26 protein-coding genes and 1 pseudogene are annotated in these 20,697 nt (G+C 41.9%); 6 read left to right on the top strand and 21 right to left on the bottom strand.

Features of this window, described 5'->3' with window-relative positions; all coding sequences use genetic code 11:
- The 9 genes and pseudogenes from MWG26_RS22665 to MWG26_RS22625 all read right to left on the bottom strand — a co-directional run.
- Positions 1-524 (bottom strand): annotated as a pseudogene (locus MWG26_RS22665) (DUF927 domain-containing protein); the annotation flags it as partial.
- Positions 525-528: 4 nt separating this feature from the next.
- Complete coding sequence (locus tag MWG26_RS22660; RefSeq protein ID WP_117440630.1) at positions 529-1,011, bottom strand: CHC2 zinc finger domain-containing protein; 483 nt, start codon at positions 1,009-1,011, stop codon at positions 529-531.
- 4 nt (positions 1,012-1,015) lie between these two features.
- A complete protein-coding gene (locus MWG26_RS22655; protein ID WP_243002512.1) occupies positions 1,016-1,534 on the bottom strand; it encodes an ERCC4 domain-containing protein in 519 nt (172 codons plus the stop codon).
- A gap of 2 nt (positions 1,535-1,536) precedes the next feature.
- Positions 1,537-2,130 carry a hypothetical protein gene (locus MWG26_RS22650; RefSeq protein WP_117440629.1) on the bottom strand — a complete coding sequence of 198 codons (594 nt, stop codon included), beginning with the start codon at positions 2,128-2,130 and terminating at the stop codon, positions 1,537-1,539.
- Entirely contained in the window at positions 2,131-2,772 is a 642-nt protein-coding gene (locus tag MWG26_RS22645; RefSeq protein ID WP_117440628.1) for an AAA family ATPase, read from the bottom strand.
- 197 nt (positions 2,773-2,969) lie between these two features.
- Entirely contained in the window at positions 2,970-3,167 is a 198-nt protein-coding gene (locus tag MWG26_RS22640) for a hypothetical protein (protein ID WP_117440626.1), read from the bottom strand.
- Between the two features lie 181 nt (positions 3,168-3,348).
- Positions 3,349-3,609, bottom strand: coding sequence for a hypothetical protein (locus tag MWG26_RS22635; RefSeq protein WP_117440625.1), 261 nt, complete (start codon positions 3,607-3,609; stop codon positions 3,349-3,351).
- A 59-nt stretch (positions 3,610-3,668) separates the two neighbouring features.
- The gene (locus MWG26_RS22630) at positions 3,669-3,869 is read right to left on the bottom strand and encodes a hypothetical protein (protein WP_117440624.1); all 201 of its coding nucleotides are present in this window, start codon (positions 3,867-3,869) and stop codon (positions 3,669-3,671) included.
- Between the two features lie 63 nt (positions 3,870-3,932).
- On the bottom strand, positions 3,933-4,694 hold the full coding sequence (locus MWG26_RS22625; protein WP_117440623.1) for an antA/AntB antirepressor family protein: 762 nt from the start codon (positions 4,692-4,694) through the stop codon (positions 3,933-3,935).
- A 109-nt stretch (positions 4,695-4,803) separates the two neighbouring features.
- On the opposite strand from MWG26_RS22625, the gene MWG26_RS22620 reads away from it, so the two are divergent.
- Positions 4,804-5,151 carry a hypothetical protein gene (locus MWG26_RS22620; RefSeq protein ID WP_117440622.1) on the top strand — a complete coding sequence of 116 codons (348 nt, stop codon included), beginning with the start codon at positions 4,804-4,806 and terminating at the stop codon, positions 5,149-5,151.
- A 111-nt stretch (positions 5,152-5,262) separates the two neighbouring features.
- Here MWG26_RS22620 and MWG26_RS22615 read toward each other — a convergent pair whose 3' ends face one another.
- The gene (locus MWG26_RS22615) at positions 5,263-5,514 is read right to left on the bottom strand and encodes a helix-turn-helix transcriptional regulator (protein WP_117440621.1); all 252 of its coding nucleotides are present in this window, start codon (positions 5,512-5,514) and stop codon (positions 5,263-5,265) included.
- A gap of 145 nt (positions 5,515-5,659) precedes the next feature.
- Between MWG26_RS22615 and MWG26_RS22610 the strand changes: the two genes are divergently transcribed.
- The 5 genes from MWG26_RS22610 to MWG26_RS22590 all read left to right on the top strand — a co-directional run bounded on the left by MWG26_RS22610 (position 5,660) and on the right by MWG26_RS22590 (position 9,639).
- Entirely contained in the window at positions 5,660-5,983 is a 324-nt protein-coding gene (locus MWG26_RS22610; protein WP_117440620.1) for a helix-turn-helix domain-containing protein, read from the top strand.
- A 53-nt stretch (positions 5,984-6,036) separates the two neighbouring features.
- On the top strand, positions 6,037-6,507 hold the full coding sequence (locus MWG26_RS22605) for an ImmA/IrrE family metallo-endopeptidase (RefSeq protein ID WP_117440619.1): 471 nt from the start codon (positions 6,037-6,039) through the stop codon (positions 6,505-6,507).
- A gap of 62 nt (positions 6,508-6,569) precedes the next feature.
- The gene (locus tag MWG26_RS22600) at positions 6,570-7,037 is read left to right on the top strand and encodes a hypothetical protein (RefSeq protein WP_117440618.1); all 468 of its coding nucleotides are present in this window, start codon (positions 6,570-6,572) and stop codon (positions 7,035-7,037) included.
- Between the two features lie 101 nt (positions 7,038-7,138).
- Positions 7,139-7,960, top strand: coding sequence for an S-layer homology domain-containing protein (locus MWG26_RS22595; RefSeq protein ID WP_181969556.1), 822 nt, complete (start codon positions 7,139-7,141; stop codon positions 7,958-7,960).
- 500 nt (positions 7,961-8,460) lie between these two features.
- Positions 8,461-9,639 carry a tyrosine-type recombinase/integrase gene (locus MWG26_RS22590; RefSeq protein WP_117440616.1) on the top strand — a complete coding sequence of 393 codons (1,179 nt, stop codon included), beginning with the start codon at positions 8,461-8,463 and terminating at the stop codon, positions 9,637-9,639.
- A 495-nt stretch (positions 9,640-10,134) separates the two neighbouring features.
- Here MWG26_RS22590 and MWG26_RS22585 read toward each other — a convergent pair whose 3' ends face one another.
- From MWG26_RS22585 to MWG26_RS22535, 11 genes are all read right to left on the bottom strand, one after another.
- Positions 10,135-11,112: a peptidoglycan recognition protein family protein gene (locus MWG26_RS22585; RefSeq protein WP_117441103.1), complete on the bottom strand. Its 978-nt coding sequence runs from the start codon at positions 11,110-11,112 to the stop codon at positions 10,135-10,137.
- 48 nt (positions 11,113-11,160) lie between these two features.
- Entirely contained in the window at positions 11,161-11,646 is a 486-nt protein-coding gene (locus tag MWG26_RS22580; RefSeq protein WP_117441134.1) for a phage holin family protein, read from the bottom strand.
- Between the two features lie 76 nt (positions 11,647-11,722).
- Positions 11,723-12,703: a hypothetical protein gene (locus MWG26_RS22575; protein ID WP_117441104.1), complete on the bottom strand. Its 981-nt coding sequence runs from the start codon at positions 12,701-12,703 to the stop codon at positions 11,723-11,725.
- An 89-nt stretch (positions 12,704-12,792) separates the two neighbouring features.
- Positions 12,793-13,080 carry a hypothetical protein gene (locus MWG26_RS22570; protein ID WP_117441105.1) on the bottom strand — a complete coding sequence of 96 codons (288 nt, stop codon included), beginning with the start codon at positions 13,078-13,080 and terminating at the stop codon, positions 12,793-12,795.
- A 106-nt stretch (positions 13,081-13,186) separates the two neighbouring features.
- Entirely contained in the window at positions 13,187-13,543 is a 357-nt protein-coding gene (locus MWG26_RS22565; RefSeq protein ID WP_117441106.1) for a hypothetical protein, read from the bottom strand.
- Positions 13,544-13,600: 57 nt separating this feature from the next.
- Entirely contained in the window at positions 13,601-14,344 is a 744-nt protein-coding gene (locus tag MWG26_RS22560; protein ID WP_117441107.1) for a hypothetical protein, read from the bottom strand.
- Between the two features lie 17 nt (positions 14,345-14,361).
- Positions 14,362-16,470, bottom strand: a complete 2,109-nt coding sequence (locus MWG26_RS22555; protein ID WP_117441108.1) for a hypothetical protein — start codon at positions 16,468-16,470, stop codon at positions 14,362-14,364.
- A gap of 16 nt (positions 16,471-16,486) precedes the next feature.
- Positions 16,487-16,828 (bottom strand): hypothetical protein, encoded by a 342-nt coding sequence (locus MWG26_RS22550; protein WP_244062789.1) that lies wholly within the window; start codon positions 16,826-16,828, stop codon positions 16,487-16,489.
- A 44-nt stretch (positions 16,829-16,872) separates the two neighbouring features.
- Complete coding sequence (locus tag MWG26_RS22545) at positions 16,873-17,109, bottom strand: hypothetical protein (RefSeq protein WP_117441110.1); 237 nt, start codon at positions 17,107-17,109, stop codon at positions 16,873-16,875.
- Between the two features lie 9 nt (positions 17,110-17,118).
- A complete protein-coding gene (locus MWG26_RS22540) occupies positions 17,119-17,469 on the bottom strand; it encodes a hypothetical protein (protein ID WP_153920228.1) in 351 nt (116 codons plus the stop codon).
- A gap of 14 nt (positions 17,470-17,483) precedes the next feature.
- Entirely contained in the window at positions 17,484-20,675 is a 3,192-nt protein-coding gene (locus tag MWG26_RS22535; protein WP_244062788.1) for a phage tail protein, read from the bottom strand.
- Positions 20,676-20,697 lie beyond the last annotated feature (22 nt).

Raw genomic sequence — 20,697 nt, 5'->3', positions numbered from 1 at the left:
TTCGCATTCTCACTTGTGACTGCAACTCCTCGTTTCGAGAGAGAGGTAATCTTACTTGCCGTAGCAACCAGGTCCTTCGGCACAATCATCTCTTCCCAGCGGTTGTTCCTCTTATACGCCAGCCTTAACTGCTCGTCACCTGTCTCCAAATTCTTTAAACGTTCCACTGGCAGAATAGGATGATAACAAGCCGTCTCTTCCAATCCCCCATCTTTCTGTGAATAGATTCCTCTATCTGATGCAATCCATAAGCCGCAGCGCATGTTATCATAAGGGCCTGTGAAATTCGTCCAGTTTTCCACAAGACTCGGAGAGTTATCACCTCTTTTCTGCATTTCTTTCTCTACTCTCTTATATGCATTCAGCATAGTTCTAAACTTGGTTTTTACCCCGAGCTCTTCAGCTCGATCCTCCAGATCAAGCATGAGTCTTGCCTTCTTAATTTCGTCCTCCTGGCTGAACAGTTCTTTGAAAACTGTTTCTGCCAGTATTGATTGTTTATCAAGCCTGTCTAAAGGCTCCATGCTATCACCTCGGTTCGTTTAATATTTCGTGCAGATACAGTTGGTATTGCAGGGCATTATAGCAGTCTGCCCATGCATCGGATAATGGTTCTGCCTTCTGGTATCCATTCCTGTATATGTCAATCAGATCATTGTTTAATTTCCTGCGTGCCTTCATTTCAACAGCCTGCTTACGCTTCATTTCCTGCTCTTTCATGGCATGATACCGCGCCAGCTTATCGCTGTAGGTTTCGTTCTCGTAAGTTCCGCCAAGGCTTAAATACACCTCTTTAAAGCCCTGATCCTCCATTGTCATGATGAACGAAAATATATCCCCATTTGCCCCGCAGGCGAAACAGTTATAGCCGTCCCTGTATATCTTCATAGAAGGCTCCCTGTCACCTTTGTGGAACGGACATTGAACGAATCCTGATCGGTTGGGCTGGATGCCGTATCTGGCCAGAATGTCCCACATGGAATATGTTGCCTTAATCTCTTCTTTGGTCATTCGCCTACTCCTCCATTCCTTCCAGATATTCTTTCAGCTCTCGATATAATATGTCATGGATCAACCTGCCCGTTGTCTCAGCCTTACAAAAATCAAGCTGCATACCATATCTTGCTCGGAAAGCGTCAATGCTTGCCACTAATGCCTGTGGGGCAAAAAGGCTGCGATATTTACCGTTATAAACCTTTTCCCAGGTTCCACCTTCTACCAACAAGTAAATCCTTATACCCGCTTCTGCGGCCCTATCAAACTCTCTCTCAAACCTGGCCCGTTCCCTGCCGAAGCACTGGCAGAGCTCATCCAGATTCATTTTGCGCTCAATTACAATAAATTTTGAGAAATCCAGCTCTGATCCATCTGGCAGAATGCAGGCACAAGAATAATCACCTACATCCAACTTGCGACGCTCATGGGGTAATCCGCAGGCGGATATTCTATCTCTTAACTTCTCTGTATTTTGCTCCCTGGTATCCACGAGCAGTTTCATGGATTCCAGAGAAGCCTTCAGTTCAAACGGCGTCATACTTAGTTAAATGGTAGCTGTTCGTCAATTCCATCCGGAATATTCATGAATCCATCGGAATCTGGAGCCTGTTGCGTTGAATATGCAGATCCTGTTTTGAGAAGCGTATCTGCTGGGATTTCAAACTTTCCACTTTTAATTTTTTCAACAGTCACCAGTGAATGGCAGTTTGTAAAAAATCCTGAACGGTTATTAAAGTTGTATTCTTTGTTATTAAATAATGCGCCTATCTTCTTTCCTTTGAGTTTCTGCTCATCCCAATCCCAGTGAAAACCACTATTGCTTTCTTCAAAATTCGTGATAACCGTTTTAAACCTTCTTAGAGTCCAACTATCCTGTTCGCTTCCATCATCTTTTGGAACACGCAGGCGGTATGTACCTTTCCATTTTTTGTCTTCACCAGTTTGTTCCTTGTAATTCCGAGCGAAAAATCCTTTAAACTCGCCCTCTTCAATATCGAATGACAGAATGATTACATCACCCCAGTCATTTTCCTTATACTCCACGTTCTTAATCCCAAGGATGTATCCACCAACTGGCAGACGCTCCTGATCTGAATATGCCTGCGCTTCTTTGTATCCTTCGATTTTTCTCATTTAAAATTCCTCCAATGCCTTTATTACTTCCACAATATCGTTGTCTATTTCAAAATCTTCGAATGCTCCCATAGGAGACTTCGCCGTACTATTGTTTGCTCTGGTTTCAAACAGATACCGCCCGTCTACACATTTAGAGAGCAAAACTGTTGTGAATTTACTTTCAAGCACAATCTTATTTAGTTTCTTCCCCGATGTCTGGATTCTCGTAAATCGATATCCAGCGTCGTCGGTTTCGGTCTGCGTATGAGCTGTAAATACAATCGTCAGATCATCTCGATAATCGTAACACTCCACAATCATATCCCAGACACAAGTTGCCAGATCGACCCATTTGTCATATCCTTTCTCTTTGCTCCGGCGCATCTCATCCGCTACCATAAGCCCATTAACAGTATCAACCACAATCACTTTGACCTGCAGGCAGGCCTCGGCAATCCTTTTAATGTACTGCCGTACCACATTCGCATCATCGCATGCAAGATAATTTTTATTATCAGGACCGTACTGCTTTCTCCATCCCTTCCAAGATAATCCCTTTTTATCAGCATCAATATAGTATGTGCTCTGTGGATCCAGATTCCTCATTGACGTTGTTTTACCGGATCCAGACTCACCAGCAATGCAAATAACTTTTGACATTTAATTCTCCTCCTTCACCCAATTTCCCGAATAGAACCATCCGACAAGCGTTTCCGTAAAATCTTCCATATTTTCTGCATGTTTGGCGATCTCCAAAAATGTTTCTTTCATCTCAAGATCTCCAAACCTACAGCGATCACAAGCATAAGAAAAAGAGTCTTCTTCCGGAACTTTTTTGCCAGCCTCTACGTTTACTCCTATATACAATTGATTTCCTCCATTTCAAATACATCAATATCTGGTTGTGGTTGTTCATAAAATTCAGAAAATGCATTCAAAAATTCTGTTTTGTTGTCCTCTATATAAGCCGCCGAAATATGTTTGTAGCCATATTTCTTGGCAAATCTTTTTATGGGACGAATTGCATCTAATAATTCTTTTTCTTTCTCTTCCATTTACAAATTCCTCCGATTGATTTATAATTTAAGTGGTTATTTTGCGGAGTACGTATCGGGTTCCAGCCCATTGATATGTACTCTTTTTTATGCCATGGCTATGTACACTAATACCATGGCTCCCCATACTACTACCAGCCCCGCCAGCACTCTCACCAGCTGCCAGTCCGTCATCGGGCGGTCACACGGTCTGTGTCTCATGGCTTTGTTCACCTCCTTCCTCTGTCTGCACGATATCCTCTACCCGGATCCCCAATGCCTTGCAAACTTTCCCGAGTTTCCAGGGCTTCATCAGCCGCCCCCGCCGCATCAGACAGATGACACCATAATTGACCCCTGATGCCACGGACAGCTCTTGCAGATCCATGCCTGCATTGCCGATCGCTATAAGCATCTTCTGCGGATCGGCCCGGAGCATGGACTCATCTCTTGGTTTTGGCATGTTTTACACCTTCTTTCTTGATATATGTTTCAGTTCCTCCTAAGCGGTAACGGCTGTTATTATTGTTTGCGTCCTAAAGATAATGGGTAATCTGAGCGGGATATGGATTCCACGGTCTGTAGCCCTTTGTCGGAAAACTCTTCATCAAGGAGTTTTGTCAGTTTTTCAGGTGTTCCTGTGTGTGTCACTAAATCAAAAACCAATTCTGAATACTTTTTCACATCTGTGATTAATTGTAATGCCTCAAATTTTCTCAGCACCTCGCACCACCTCCTTCTCTACTCTCCACTCTCCCAATCAAAGTCCGTTTTATGGGGCACATCTTACGCCACCCCGTACTTGATTGCTAATTCTTTTACGATAGCCGTATACCCCTCAATGAGTTTCTTGTCATCTGCAATCACATCGAGGTAATTTAACTTGTCCCTTTTGGATTTACAGATGCCTTCATCGGCCATCCTTCTGCGCTTATTGGTCAATCTCTGCTTCACATTCACGCCCATGCGTTTTTCCAACAACTGGTATGACTCTGCCCTTACATCCTGATATGACTTATTGTCTCCGCATTCCATCCCGATTTTCCTCAGGATCCTTCCGGTATCATCGCGCCATGATGTTGTATCGATGGCTACGACCTCACGGATGCTTTCGATCCGGTTTGCCACATGCTCCAGTTTTTCTGCCTGCCGCCTCTGCTCAATCTCTAGGTTGATCATTACCTGCAACTGCGGTGAAAGTTCCTGTGTGGCTAGAGATGCGGTCTTATATTTCTTTTCCACCTGGATAAAATATCTGCGCACCTGTTTGCCTTTTTCATTGCGCTCAAGCATTGCCATTTCTTTGGCAGTGTCTAACTTGACGATGTGGTCTTTTTTCGTCTGACCGGAAGGTGTAGAAATTTCTACGCCTTGAAAATCTTCATTTTCTACAGCGTCAATGTCTGATAATCTGCGTTTCACCCATTCACGGTAAACACTTGGTGCCCCCAGAACCTCATGCAGTTCTGATCCGTATACAACTTTTTCTCCTGTGCTTGTCTCGTATACCGGAACAAGTTCGTTTTCAATTACTTTTAATTCGTTCATGCTTCCTCCTTTTTATCTCATTGATACAAATATTTACATTTTCTCCCAAACTTCCTATAATATAAGTACAGGCCCCGCCAGGCCAAGTAAAACAGAAGGAGAATCATAATTGAAGTTTGACGTTCATCCTCCAAAGATTAACATTGAGATTCCAAAATATGATGTTACAATGCCTAAATTTGATGTTCCTAAAATTGAACCTCCGGAACTATTATTTATGAAAACTAAATCAAGACTTCCGGGGTATGAAGATTCAGTTTTAGCAAAAATGGCTGATGATATAAAGTCATCTTACGAAAAACAATTAAATGAAATCTCAGCGACACTTAACGAACAGCTTGATATGGCAAAAGCAGAAACGGTTGCCGCTAAAAAAGAAGCTCTTATTTCAAAGATAATTGCCATCGTTTCTCTTATAGTTTCTGTTGCTATTGGAGTAATCCAAATATTCTTATAAACAAAGATGTAACACTTATCAGCAAAGCACATATAGATATAACCTTTGCTTGTTTGCTCCACTTATGTGCTTTGCTCAAGTTGTCATCCCACGGCAAATCGTCCATCCTACTCACCTCCTCTCATCCGGTACTTTGTCTGCTTCTGAGCACTTTTCGTGCTCTATTTTTGCAAAAAAAATAAAATCAACTGTACGATTATAGTAAGAGGCAATTTTTATTTTAATATCATCTCTCGGAATCCGTTCACCCTGTTCATACATGGCAAGTGCAGAAATGCTGATTCCACATGCTTTTGCAACCTCTTCTCTGCTTCTGTTTCCTCTCAATAGAATTAGTCGTTTCGCTATTGCTTTCCTATTCATCTTCCCACCTCCTTCTGAGTACGATTTGTGCTCATTTATAGAATACACGAATCGTGCTCATATGTCAAGCACAAAATGTGCATTTTTCTATTTACTTTTAAACACGTATCGTGTATAATACGATTTATAAGGAAGGGGTGAACATATGGCTAATTTTGCAAATGTTTTACGATTATTAAGAACTGAAAAAAACATGTCTCAGCAAGAGCTTGCGAGAGCTCTTCGTATATCTAAAAGTGCTGTTAATATGTACGAACGAGGGGAACGACAGCCCAACTTTGAAACGTTAGAGTTAATTGCTGATTTTTTTAATGTAGATACAGATTATCTATTAGGAAGAACAAATAAAACCACCCGCATCATACGCCCCGATACACTTGCCGCCCATTTTGACGGTGATGAGTATACAGAAGAAGAATTAGAAGAAATTAAACAATTTGCAGAATTTGTTAAGAACAAAAGAAAGTAAGTCCAGCTTTTTGGATATGCGTTGCGATGCGATAGGTTCAGGAGGTGATTTTCTTGAACGGATATGAAAAATTAGAAGAGGAAGCTTATCAAAACGGCATACACGTCATAGACTATGACTTCAATTCCGAAAAGATCAAAGGGCTGTATTGCGATGGAACTATTGGTTTAAACAAGAATCTGGATTCCCTCGCTGAAAAATCCTGCGTTTTGTCGGAAGAACTCGGCCACCATTATACAAGTACAGGGAATATAATTGATATGGCAGAAGTAAAGAATAGGAAGCAAGAACGTCAGGCTCGGCTTTGGGCTTACAATAAGATTATAGGGCTAAGAGGTATAATTGACGCCTATGAGTACGGATGTCGCAATCTGTATGAAGCTGCCGAGTATCTGGAGGTTACAGAAGAATTTCTCAAAAAATGTGTAGATTGCTATCGCGCGAAATACGGCGTAGGTAAAATGATCGATAATTACTATATTATGTTCATTCCACATTTAATGGTGGGGAAAATTGTAAATTGATGTTATGCTGGATGGCTTAACGTATACGTGGTGTAAAATGTACAGGAAAAGGAGGAAAAACTATGAAATGTCCTAAATGCGGCAACGAATTGAGAGCAGCTAAGAATAAGGAAGGATATTATGTGTGTGATGCATGCGACTCTTATTATAAGAAAAGAAGCAACGACGCATGTGAAAAACCTAAAGAGAAAAAAATTAATGTATGCGTGTTGATATCCCTGATATTTGGTGTATTATACCTCATATATTGTGCGTTTTATTGGTCGGGTACGATCAGTGATACCGTGGGTACCGCCCAAAAAGTCGGAGTTGCAATTGCAACAACATTGGTTATACCCCACATTGCCATGACAGCACTCGCAGTCGTATTTAATGCCCTTGGATTATTTATGAATAAATGGGGGTTCGTATTAACCGGGGCGATACTGTATGCAGTAGCCCTGATACTATTTCCAATCTATTTTATTTTTGTAATAGTTGAGATGATATTATCTTTTGTTGGCTTCGCTCAAATGAAAAAGGATAAATAAAAAACCGCCCCTGCGCCAACAGGAACTGATAAATTGATGTTACGCCATTCGGCTTAACATAAATGTGGTGTTATGAGGTACAGAAGAAAAGGAGAAAAAGTATGAAAAAAAGGTTTTTATCATTACTATCAGTGGTATCGATGACAGTGTCCCTATTTGTAAATCCTGTGATGGCAAAAGATGTCAGTAATTATCATGATGTGCCAACAAACGCATGGTATTATGAGTATGTAGCTGATGTTGCCCAAAAGGAACTAATGACTGGATTAAACGAGAACACCTTCGGACCAACTATGAATCTTGCTAGAGGGCAGTTTTCGACAGTAATTTACCGAATGTCCGATAGCCCAGACGCATCCTACGAAGCAATATTTAGTGATGTTCCTGATGGACAATTTTATTCACTTCCTATAACTTGGGCGAATGGAAATGGCATTGTAACCGGGTATGGTAACGGGAAATTCGGCCCCGCCGATTCTCTTACTAGGGAGCAGATGGTTACAATGTTATACCGCTACGCAAATGTAAATAGTATGGATACATCCACAGCTACTGATTATTCAGATTTTCCTGATGCCGGCCAAGTAAGCAGCTTTGCATCACAAGCAATGAGCTGGGCTGTAGGGAACGGAATTATCTCTGGAGACCAGGGCCGATTAAATCCACAAGGAAACGTTAGCAGAGCAGTCTGTGCTACCATGATTTCTCGTTTTACTGGTGGTCCAAGTATCACACCACCAGTAATTCCAGACACCCCTGAAACAGGTTCAACTTATGTCCTTAACACAAGTACTCACAAGTTCCATTATCCTTCTTGCCGTGATGTAAATAAGATTGCGCAGGAAAATTACGCATCCTCAGACAGAAGCAGGGATGAACTCATAGCTGACGGATATTCCTCTTGCGGACATTGCAATCCATAAAGTAATAATCCACCGCCTCCGTGCACACCACCGAGGCGGTGCACCTTGAAAATATAATAGGCTTACCTAGGCAGCCGACAGGCGGCTCGTTATCCGTTTCGAGTCTTGCGGAAAGGATGATGCTTATGAGTACATATGAAGAATTTATGGTGTTGCTCACCATTGCGTTACTAATTGTAGCAATTCTGAATTTGAAAAATAAGAAATAGCCGCTCCTGTCTCTGGTAAAGATTGAACGGCTATTCTTTGTAGCTTATTAAATTAATTCGCCGGAACGGGTAGCGTGCACCTACTCGTCGGCTGTCTTGTTAAGTATATTATACCAAATATACTTTAAATGTCAAGAACCGCTCCTGCGCCAACAGGAACGGCTTATATAGATGCTATACAGGTCAGAGACCGATATAACTATCCTGAACAAATAGATTATATCACAAATCTCCTGCACCTGTATAGGTGTATTTTTTGTACCCATTTTTAAGGAGAGAGGAGATGATATCATGGCATTAATGACTTGCCCAGAATGCGAAGGAAAAGTATCCAGTAAAGCCATTATATGCCCTCATTGCGGCTATCCGATGCAGGATAAGCCAATCCCTACCAAACCAACTAAAAAGGGCAAGAGGCGGCGCCCTAATGGCTCAGGGACAATCGTAAAGCTATCCGGTAACCGGAGGAAGCCGTATCAAGTCCGTGTGAACACTCGCTTGGACGACCGCGGGTATCCGGCATTTGACATCCTAGACAACTTCCCAGATCGAGTCCAGGCCGAGATAGCCTTAGCAAAATATAACGAGACCCCATATGACGTAAACCTGCGCGGTCTGACTTTTACTGAGGTCTACGAGAAATGGTACATGAGGAAATATGGAAAAGATCCGAACAAAAAGCAGAAGGGGCAGCGTTCGTCTGCTGAATACGCCAGCCGCGCAGCATTAAAAAAATGCGCCCCTCTCCATGATAAAGTTTATTCAAAACTACGAACTCAAGAGATGCAGAAGATTGTAGACTGCCCTGACTATTCCCATTCCATGACCGAGCATATATCTTCCCTACTGAGGAATATGGGGAAGTACGCGCTGGAATTTGACATAACCTCCAAGGACTATGCATCTTTCATAGTAATTAATAAGGAGGATGACACAGAAAAAGGCGTACCATTTACCGAGGATGAACTTGCACTTCTCTGGAAGAATAAGGATCGGCCTTTTGTCGATACCATCCTTATATACTGTTACTCCGGCTGGAGGCTCAATGAACTGGCCCGGATGCCGCTGAAAGATATCGACCTGGAGAATAAGGTATTTAATGGCGGTCTTAAAACCCCTGCAGGCAAAAACAGGATTGTCCCCATCCATTCTGCCATATACGGCTTTGTCAGAGCGAGATATAACCTATGCTTTAAAAGCCTGATTTACCATGATGGTAACGTGAATATCGGTGAAGGAAAATACCGTGAATATTTCGCCCAGGCTCTGCTTGACTGCGGAATCACTACAGAACATACGCCGCATGACTGCCGCCATACCTTTAACTCCAAGTTGGACAGTTCCGGCGTAAACCTTTCTTGCAGGCTCAAACTAATGGGCCATGCCGGCGGTAATATTAACGAGAAAGTATACACTCACAAGACCATCGATGAGCTGCGAGAAGCGGTTGAGATGATAAAGGTTCCGTGATACTTTTGTGATACTAGTAAGTAAAAAACGAGCGATTTTAACATATCACAAAAGTATCACAAACCCATCAAATACGCGACTCTTCAATTCTACACAAACGGCAAAATGTTAAAATACATCAACTTTTTTAAGAAGTTATAAGATTTTATGAATGGGAATGCTTGAAAATAGGGGATTCTATTGAGATATGATACTAGTAAGATACTATTAAGTATTATTTCCATACATTTATAACTGGCCAAAAAGCGATAAAATACTTAGAAATTGAATCCAAAGTATCCTGTTTATTTCACTAAATCGCAAATTCAAACATTGAGATTTAAAATTTTGATTGCTTATTATCGCCGAGCATGTTAAGGTGTAACCAGGTGGAAGCTATCTCCTTGCTTTTTTTAGCTTCTTTCCCACTACATTCAAGCCCGGAATCCATAAGTGATGTTGTCCCCTTGTCAAGTAGGCAGGGATCATATCAATGGCTCCGGGCTATAATTGTACCTAAAAAATCTGGAATCGGTCAATAGGCTGTCCAAAACATCCAGCATATCCATCCTGCCCGTTAGATGTCTCGTTATCGTACTGCCACGGCCAATAGTTGCCATTCACAGGGCTGACCCGGTACTGTGCCTTCTGGTAACCGTATTTTGCCGCATAGTCCGCCGGGGTCTCATAATATATCTCTATTGCATCAATAGGCTGTCCGTTCCCGGCATATCCGTTATTATGGTCATTTTTGTTGTACCCGGTTACCCACGGTAGCCACCCGACTCCCATGACATGCACGCGGTATTTGATGGATCCTTTGTCGACTTTGATCGCGACTTTCCGGATCCAGTGGCCGCGGATTCCGGCATAGTCATTCAAGTTCACAACCTCCGGCAGCCATCCGTCGTTATCCGTAAAGACCATGTACGTGAAGTCCACGCCCGGCGTCCCGGCATAAGATGGTGACGGAGATGGCGTCTGTGTCTCCACATAATTAGGGCTTCCGGCATTGCCGCCCATGAGTGCCTTAATCCTCTGTACAAAATAAGCCTTAGTTGCATCCCTGCCTCCATGAATCTCAACTGACCTATGAGGGCACGCTGTAGCGTATACCTCTTGATGCAATCTAATTGTGCTGCTCGATGGCGTAATGCCGTATTGCTTGCACTTCTGCGCTGCCAAGGCAAGAGCTTTTTCCTCGTTGGCTTTAAAATTGTCCAAATCCCCCATGCTCTGGCAGACCTCTATGGACAGGTAATTGTTGTTGCCATCCATATCCCCGCAGTGCCATGCACAGTTATAATCGTCCTCTGCTTGTAAAATTCCATCTGCAGCCACATAATAATGCGCAAATCCATTTCCTAAATCATGTGTAGGTAGCCAATTTCTGTAAAATGCTGCGTTCGCATTCTGGCTCCCTGCATCGTTGTGTATAAAAATACCTACTGGGTTCCTTCCTCTAATTCTCGCTATTCCTCTACAAATACTCATACAAATCTCCTTTCTTTCGGCATTGCGCCGCACAGTAAAAAAGGACGCTTATTTTGCGTCCCCTGAATCTGATTTATTAGTAATATCTACCTTATCCTCTACTTGTGATTTGATATTCTTTACGAGCGGCTCCAGAAAACCTGGTATATTTACTCCCATATCCTTAACATTTTCAAGTATACTGATAATCTCATTGCAAATAATCCATAATGCAACGATGCATGCCACTAAAAATGTAAACGGCATGGTAAATCCAACTATATCCGATGCGTAAATAAGCATCTGATCAATGATTGCCCCTACCACAATGAGTAACCACATGCATATCTTTTTCATAATACCGCGAATGCTTTTATACGAATTAATGTCCTGATTTCGGTATGGCGATGCCATAAGCCCTGTTATGTAGTCAATCAGGTTACAAACAACGACCAGAACTACTGGCAATGCCAGAACACCTATCAGGGACGTCAGGAATCCAAACACGGTCGCGACTGCCGCCTTAATGTAATTTGCCTGTTCCATCTTCTTCATTTTCCTCACTCTCTTTCTATTGTTTTCACAAAAATAAGACCTCAAGGGTCTTGCTCTGATTTTCATCTACTTCTCCTTAATTAATTTGTTTGCCGTTTACATATAGGTTTCCGACTATGTACATATCTCCATTTTGGCGTGTAGTGCCAGTCACCATAAAATTGCCTCTTACCTCTACATTGATCGTATCAAGATAAGCATTGGTACCTAATATAATTTCGCCGACATTCTTACTATAATCCCACGTACTTTTTAATACACTGAAGTTACTCGTAGAACCATTTCTATAATGCTCTACGCTTAAATTAATATGTTTAGCCACTATAGCTAGCCCTAAGTATCCCGTTCCCGAAACAACACCTGATTGATATATCTTTGCATACCATTCTTTTATTCCATTATACTCAGAATACAGGGTCATTCTCCCGCTGTTAAAATCTACCTGGAAGTTTTCTGAACCAATAGTAGCGTACTTGAATTCACAGTTTTCCGCATATATCCCACTATTATCCCATCTGCCTATTTGTGCCCCTGATGCGTTTAGTATACTAATTCGGTCATCCTGAATACCGCCTACGGTAACAGAACCTAAGAACTTGCCATTTTTGGCTTCCATACTGCCATCAGCGAGGATTTTGAAGTTCTGGTTTGCTGTTACAATACCATTTAAATTGATCTTGTTAGCATTGATAGTTACTGACTCCGCAGATTGATTTATTGTGGAAATAAGGCTGTCCTTACTTACTTTTAGCTGTATCTCCTGTGAATTAAGTTCAATCGATGCCTTGGCCTGGGTTATTGCACTGAGGACACCGTTAATGTCTTTGTATTCTGAGGATGATACTGCCAAATTTATTGAGTTCAAATCCATTTCGACAGCCGATAATTTGCTGTACATTGTCTTATCGCCGTTTTTCAATTCCTCAATTTCGGATGCTGATATCAGGAGAGAGATATTACCCTGTATTACATTGATCGCGGTCTCCTGTGCCGTAAACTTCCTTGATATTGCATATCTGTCGTAGACCGTTGCGCGGGATGCCAATATTAAGGACATCGTATCACCTCTTTCTTTTTTTAAGGACCTTATTTGTGTTTTTATGTAAATCAACTAAATAGCAATTTAGGCGGGCTACGGTTTGAGCATCAGCTCATCGCCTCAGTTACAGACGCATACTCCGCCGACAATGTACTGTCATTTTCCGGCTCCCAGTTGTATCCCGGCAGCTTCCAAAACTGTGCGTTCTTGGCCTTGCTAAATTCCGCAGCATCAACAGGCAAGCAGAGTGTATATCTGATAATAATGGGTGCCGCCGATGCCGCGCCGGTACTTATCAAGATAGACGGCGGATCAGATGCACTATATCCAAAACTTGCAAAGACATCCAGTAACAGGGTATACGCTGTCTGGAGTACGTCCGCAACTGCCGGCATACATACCAGCTTGTTTAAATTGTATTAGGGTGTCTTTGCAATAGATAATTTACCGAAATATAAGAACAGGGCCTTAAATAGCCGCTGAGCCTATAAGCGGCATTAATCAAAATGAAGGAAAAAAGGAAATATCCACATTTGATGATTCAATGGTTAGGTGTTTTGTTGGATAATGAGATTTTAACTCTAAATAACAGCGGTGGAAACATTGCATGAAGACATCAGAATCATTGCATATTATGGGATTTCGAACACAAGTTATCTGAACACATTCTGTATAATTGCTGTGGCATCCAATTAATGAATTGCAAACTATAGGGACTTTCTGGATTATTGCATATGGATATAAATCAAATTCCTGTGATAGTTTAGCGGCAATATTCATCCATATTTCCGAAATGTCATTAATGGCGATATCTTTCCCATCGGTAATGAATATAATATATTTTTCTGTAGTTTTCATGATGATATCCTTTTTTTTTAAATTATGCAATATTACAAAAATGGTTAAATTGCTATATTAGGATGGCTTTGCCACAAACGTCTCATTGATATTAACGCCCACACCTGTTGCGATATCTGCCGTAGGCGTGTAGGTTACCTTGCCATCCACGTCTATAGATATCCTAAATAAACGGCTTGTTGTGCCCCCGCCTAAGACATATTTTACAATTTTATACGACGGTCTATATGCGGCCGGAAGCGTGCCGATGACAAATTCTGAGTTTGCTGGGACATCCTTTAAAATCAATCCAGCGCATTGTAACTGTACCACGCGTCCACTTACAAATACACTGGTCGTAGGGTAATAGGTTGAATTTGTCAGGGCAAAATTTGATGCATTTAAATTGCTATTTAGTGCAGTAAGTGATGTAACCAGCTCATTGATAGAACCAACCAGATTTGTTTTCTCGGTTGTGGTTAATGCGTCCAGACTCCCAATTAACGTTAATGCAGACGTAATCGATTCTAATAAAGCCTTCCCCTGCGGCGCCGCTAATACTTTCGTTGTGTCTGTCGTAGTTAGATTATTGGCAATTCCAGACGATGTGAGTTTGCCAGCAATTAAATTAGCCAGCGCAGCCTCTAGATCTGATTGTGCTACCTTGCTTTTGGTTGCAAGTTCCCCCAACCCTAGTTTTGTTTTTATCCGATTAAAAATATTCAGAAAAGATATCTTCCTGGTTGATGCAGCATCCTGCAGCAGAAAAATATCTACATCATCCGGATTTGTTTTTTCCGTATATTCATTAAATTTTGGCATGTTCTCCTCCTACTGTTTTAAGCTGTCAAACCAATAATATTATTTCCGTTTATATCCAATATGTTGTTTCCGTTGTGATCAAGTATTGGTGATTCATCCCATATAAGGAATTTACACTCAAAATCCGCAGCCATTGTTACATCACTCCCCGACAAGGTTAGTGAATACCCTGTGATTTGCTTTCCATTCCATTCTCTATCGCCCGAATCATCTTCTGATAATCTGGTCCATACGAAATGATCCGGCCCGAATGTATTCGTAACCTCGGTGTTGCTTGCGTATAGTCTGGCGTGGATCGTTGCCGTCTCTCCGTCACCCGTATGACCGCCCTCTACATAGGTCTGCAAGATATATCCACCACCCGAAGCAGATATGCTGTCAATCTCCTCCTGCATGCTGTCGAACTTTGCCGATATGGTCTGGCTGGTTCCATCAACAACAACTTTACTCCCCATAATCTGCACATTGCTGCTATTGATGTTCTGCACCAGCGTCTGGACATTGACCTTATATCCGCTGATACTGGCATCATCTGCCACCATCGAGTCCTTGATTATCGGCGCCTTAATGCCCGCGGCAGACACGCCATTGAGGGCATCGAACATCGTATTACCTTCCGGATCCACGATATAGTAATTAAACGCTCCGCCTGAATCAAGACCGGCCTGCATCCTTATTCTTCCATCAGTGTCCATCCACTGCTGAGTTGCCCCGAATATCTTCATCCCGCCGGAAGCATCAGACCATATTTGGAATTTGTTTGTGTAGATTGTACCAGCCAGCAGATCATTCACGGTCACGGACTGCATCACCGCGCTTTTTATCAGCGCACTTTCGATCACTGCATTCTGAGAAGTCAGGTGTATATTCGTCAGATCTCCTACTCCCGCATTCCCCGACAGCAGATTTTCAATATTTCCAATATTGATATTGGCAGTATTTATTTTTGCATTTATTGCCGTCAGCTCTTCGGTCTGTATTTTTGTTATGATGGCATTGGTTGCTTCTAAATCCGTTATCTTTGCATAGGTGATGTTAGCCACATTGACATCCAACTTATTAACGATTGCATGATCTACTAAGGCAAGTTGTACGGCATAACGCTCTATTGCCTGCGTAACAGGGCCCTTAAATCCTTGTTGCTCTTCTGTTTCGGATTCCCCCGGAGCTTCCACGCTGGTGGTCAGCCCGCCATCAAAATCTTGCGTCATGCTCATGACCGGAACAGAATAGATGTGGTCATCCCGATCCGACACCTTAATGATGTCCCACGGATCTATCCGAGGATCCCCTAGAAACCGAAGGCTTCCAGGCATGTAGCTGAACCCTTTCAGGGCCGCCGCCACACTGTTTAAGATACTCTGGGTCATTAACGGGTTGGATATTGTAAGTTCTCGGTTTCCACTGCCGGCGGTTATAGAGATGCTTTCTCCGTTTTGGTCTTTTCCCGTATAGCAAACGATTCTCTGAAACGTATATGGAAAATCGTTATGTTTAAAAGTGTCCCAGTATCTTGCAGGAGCAATATTTATGTTGGATACTACATACTTCTTTATTTCAATTTGCCCCTGGCGGTTGCATATAGCAAACCCCGCATACATTTGTGATATATAAGAAAGAACCTCTCTACAGGTGTAACCATCCGGGCGTTTTATTGTTATTGAACTAAGTCCTCCTGTTGCTATCGGAACCTTAAGGAAAGCAGACATTTCGTTCAGCACTGCGATTGTCGTTGTAGCTGCAGGTAATGATGAAAAATATCCTCTGTCTGCCTTTAGCATCCTATCAAAAGCCGTGAATTTAATCATGTCCTCGTCAGCCTCAGGCTTCCCTGCAGTAAAATACCCCATCGGAACAAATTCTTCCACAGTTGCAGAAATATCAGCTCCTATACGCCATTCAAGTTCTTCATTTTCTATGAATATGGATGGCTTTTCCATTTCTACTTCTATGTACTGACTGATGCAACTGCCAATAATAAAAGAGGTTCCACTATTGGAACCCCCTTTTAATGTAATACTTTTAATGCCTGATTCAATTTCATTTTCGCCGAGAATTAATTTGCTTTTAAACGTCCGGGAATCTTTCTGCACCAATTCCGTAAACGCCGCTGAGGATTGATACATTATCTCACCCCCGATACTACTCCATCATCAGATCCAACAAGGTAATGTCCTGGACAGACAATGAATCGAACTGTTCTAAGTCGCACTTCTCAATTTCATCAATTGTAACCGTATGAAGCTGCATCTCATTTTCTATTGCCAACAGTTCATTCATTTCCCGCTCATATGCCACAATATCCGCAATGATATATGATCCATCATCTACTCTGAATTTTCCGGAGTCATCCTTCTCAGCATATTTTCCAAGTATCTTCTGTCTTTCCTCCTCATAGGATGTCGCTATCGGTTCCATGATCTTAATGTTACGTGAAATCGCATACCCCAGTTTAATTGGAAGTTTTTTTTCTTTAAGATTCATTATCCCATTTATGAAATTGACTATTTGACTGTTTTTGATTTTCATTACTGCGCTACCTCCGTATGGATGGAATCTTCTATCTCATAGACCATCTGATCAAATGCAGCCATATCCTGCCTGCACTCAGTTTTGTTTGTCTCATATAATGCTTTGTCCTGTATGCTACTGGAATGGCTGGTTGTGCCCCCATCCGTAGATATATTTGCCTGCATATAGACCACAGGCTTATCATTAATCATGCTATTTCCTGACAGGTTAATAGTTTTGCTTGTCTTTAACATTTTTTCCTCCTATTTTTGAATTATATCGACACTAACGCTCCGATACCAAAATATCCCATCTCCCAGTTGTCCTAACTGCTCTTTTGATAACGTACCGCGATAGCTTGTGATTGTAATGTCCGTACCATTGTCATGGAATGTAAATGGGAAAAAACCTGCCACTAAATAATTCTTTATAGTGACAAGCTCACTCTCTTGTAAAAATTCCCACTTTATTTTCACAGATTTTTTCTCCGCTATTATATCCCCTATCATCTCTGCGTTGGCAGCTCTTCCTGTATTCTTCGACCAGATAATCTGATCTTCCACGGAAATGGACACTGGAGCAGGAAGGTCAACACCAGCCCTACAAATTATCAATATCTTCCCCTCCTTTACGTTAACAACTCACATTTTCCTGTCGCTTGTGTATTTTTGTTTGTTGTTTTTATAAAGTACTTTCTCAAAGATTCCTCATCTATCTTCACAATGTCAAGCGTCTGCAGTAACAATATGATTTTTTCCAATAGTTGGATTACTTCCGCTGACATCCCTTCATTTCCGGTATTTTGCTGGTTTCGCATTTCATCACTGATACGCTTAATCCATTCCCGGTTATGTTCTAACGGCACCACTGCCTCTTTCCCGTCTTCTCCCATCATTGCAAGGGTCGGATGATCAATCACGCCGCCTTTTGCGAGATACGGTATTTTACCTGGTGACCAGGTGGGGAGGTTGAATCCGATAGATTTACCGCCAATACCTGGGACCCAACTGGGTATTGTAACTTTTAATTTGTTCAGCATTTTCGCAACCGCGTTTACTGCTGTTGCACCCCCGCCTATAAGTCCATTTAGTATGGCGATAATTCCATTAATCGGACTTTTTACTATACCAGATAGACCGTCAAACACGCCCTTAAAAATGTTTTTTATTCCCTCCCAAGCACGCTTCCAGTCCCCCGTAAATACACCTGCCACAAAGTCTATTATTCCTTTAAAAATCAGCTTGATTGAGTTCCATATATCTGAGATACTTTTAAAGAACGCATTGAATACTTTACCAATCACTCCAAAATTTTTTGTCCAATCTCTCGTGAATATCCCCGATAAAAATTCTCTAAACTCATTGAATTTCTGCTTAACAAAATCCCACACTTCTTTCGCTTTCGTAGAAATTTTGTCCCAATTTTTCCAGAGTAGGATGCCTATTGCTATTGCCGCTGCAATTGCAATGGTAACTGGGCCGCCTAAAGCCGTTGTAACCAAGCTCAGCGCGCCAGCAACACTTTTTATGGAGCCTACAATATTAATAATTGTGGTAACCAAGCCTACTGCTTTAGTTACAAATTCCCCGATTTTCCATGCAGCGAAAAATGATCCTACAACAATTGCAATATTCTGTATAGTGGTTTGATGTTCCTGGCACCAGTCTGAAAACTTTTTCAGCAAATCTGTTATGGTTTTCATGACAGAAATAAAAAGACCACCTGTAAATTCGGCTAATGGCTGAAGGAAATTATCAAACAGCCAAGTACCAAGAGGCTTCAGAGCATCTATGACAGCATTCACAGCCCCAATTGCCGCGGCTAACATGTCTAAAAATGTAGGCACCGCAGTTTGGATTGTCCATCCTGCAATCGGTAATAATACATTATTCCAGAACCACTCCAGCCCCGCCCCTATGTTTGACGTGAGTGGCTCCAGCGCTTGCAACAGGCCGTGGATTGATGTAAGGAGAGGCGTGAAGTTTAGTTTTCCGGACCATTCTACAGTCGCTCCGGATATGTTTCGAATAGTGCCAAGGATTATATTAAACAGGTTGAATATGCTTTGGATAATTTTTGTACCAGTACTATTCTTCTCCCAGGCATCCTGCAGGCCGGAAGCAATATTACCGATTATCTTAAATATATTTTGGAAAATAACAAGCAAATTTGTCAGCATTAACTCCCCGGTTCCATTTGTCCACACTTTCAGAAAACTTCGCCCAATACTCTTAACAAGATCCCAGACACTGCTAAGAGCGTACTTCATGCTGGAAATTGTAGCCTTTCCTTCCCTGTCCCATGCCTGCTTAAATGGTTCAAAAATTTTGCTCATTATATCCTTGAATTTTTTAACCCAAGGTAACGTTGCAGCATCTAACGCAGCCATATTAGGGGGCTGAATCAAGACAGGTGCATTGCTGTCATCTGCACTTCCGGATCCATCTGAATCAGAATTGTCACTTAGTTTCTCGATTTTATCAAACCCTAAGATATCACGCTGCGCGGCCTTTGCTGCTTTGCCGGCTGCTGTTGCATCTCCGCCCGCCTTTTTCGCTGCGTTTCCATAGGCTCCCATAGCATCCTTTGCAGCTATAAGCGATTTTGTATTTTCAAAGCTTTGCTGGAATGATTTTCCAAACAGCAAACTAATAAAGCTAGCAACGTAGCTTGTTGCCGTAGCGATCGCGCTCATCAATGCATTGATAGCAGGTAAAATTGCATTATAGATTGGAGTAAAAGCAACCATAAGATTCGATTTTATCAAATTCAAAGAAGAAACAAACTGCTCATTAGTATTCAACGATGATATCAGGCTGGTCGTTAAGGCTTTTATGCCGCTTGCAATGCCCGGAAGAATAACCATCCATTTCATCATTTGCCCCAGGCTGTTCCCAATTCCACCACCGAAAGAATTGACATTAACACTGGCCTTTTTAGAATGCCGTCCAATGTTATTAAAACCCTGCCCGATACGGCTTAATAAAGACGGAGACTTCTTTCCTGCGGAATTAAATCTGCCCAATATTGAGGACATGCCAGACATTTTTGATGTTGCGGCTTTAATAGCATTTGCTGAAGCATTCTGTGCCTGGCTAAATTCACTAGCCTGTCTCTCCAATTTTTCATACTTTGCCCCAAGAGTATCCATCTTTCCAGTAAGGGAATTAATAGCAGATTCTTCATTCAGAATCTTGTTGTGGATGGTAGCCTTTACGTCTGGATTAAAGGCCCGGTTATATGACTCCCGTAGATCCTTTAATTTCTGTTTGTGGGATCTTATTTTGCTCTCAAGATTATCCATTGTTCGTTTTACAGTTTCCATCTCAGATGATACTCTGTCGATATTTAACGTAGGGGGCGCTCTGGGTGTAGCTGCAACAGGGATTTTAGTGGATGCCTTCTGTGCAACAGGCTCAGCACTCACAGGAGCCGTGGAAGGTGTTTTCAATTTAAATGTATTCAGAATACTACGCGCGAGATTTCTTGATTTCTGCCCAATATTGTTGATGGTATCCCCTGCAATTTTGCCTGTATCGCTGAAGGTCTTCTTAATCATATCGGTTGTATTCTTCATCATGCTTTGAGTGGTTTTATTGACATTACCCGTTGCCCTCTTCATTGTACCTTCAATTGTCTTTTCGACACTTTTCATTGCAGTATCGGTGCTCTTTCCTGTATTATTGAATACTTTCTTGACTGATTTATTTAGAGTCCTTCTTAAGCGATCCCCGATACTAGAGGATACTGAATTAATCTCATTTAGCAGATCCGATTTAACTTCCAGATCCAGACTGATTTTTCCAACGCTTTCTCCCATGTCCACTCCTCCCTTCCTATAA

This window comes from Faecalicatena contorta (genome assembly GCF_022835095.1).
In the GTDB taxonomy this organism is placed as follows: Bacteria; Bacillota; Clostridia; order Lachnospirales; family Lachnospiraceae; genus Faecalicatena; species Faecalicatena contorta.
This window is presented reverse-complemented; position numbering and strand designations above follow the sequence as displayed.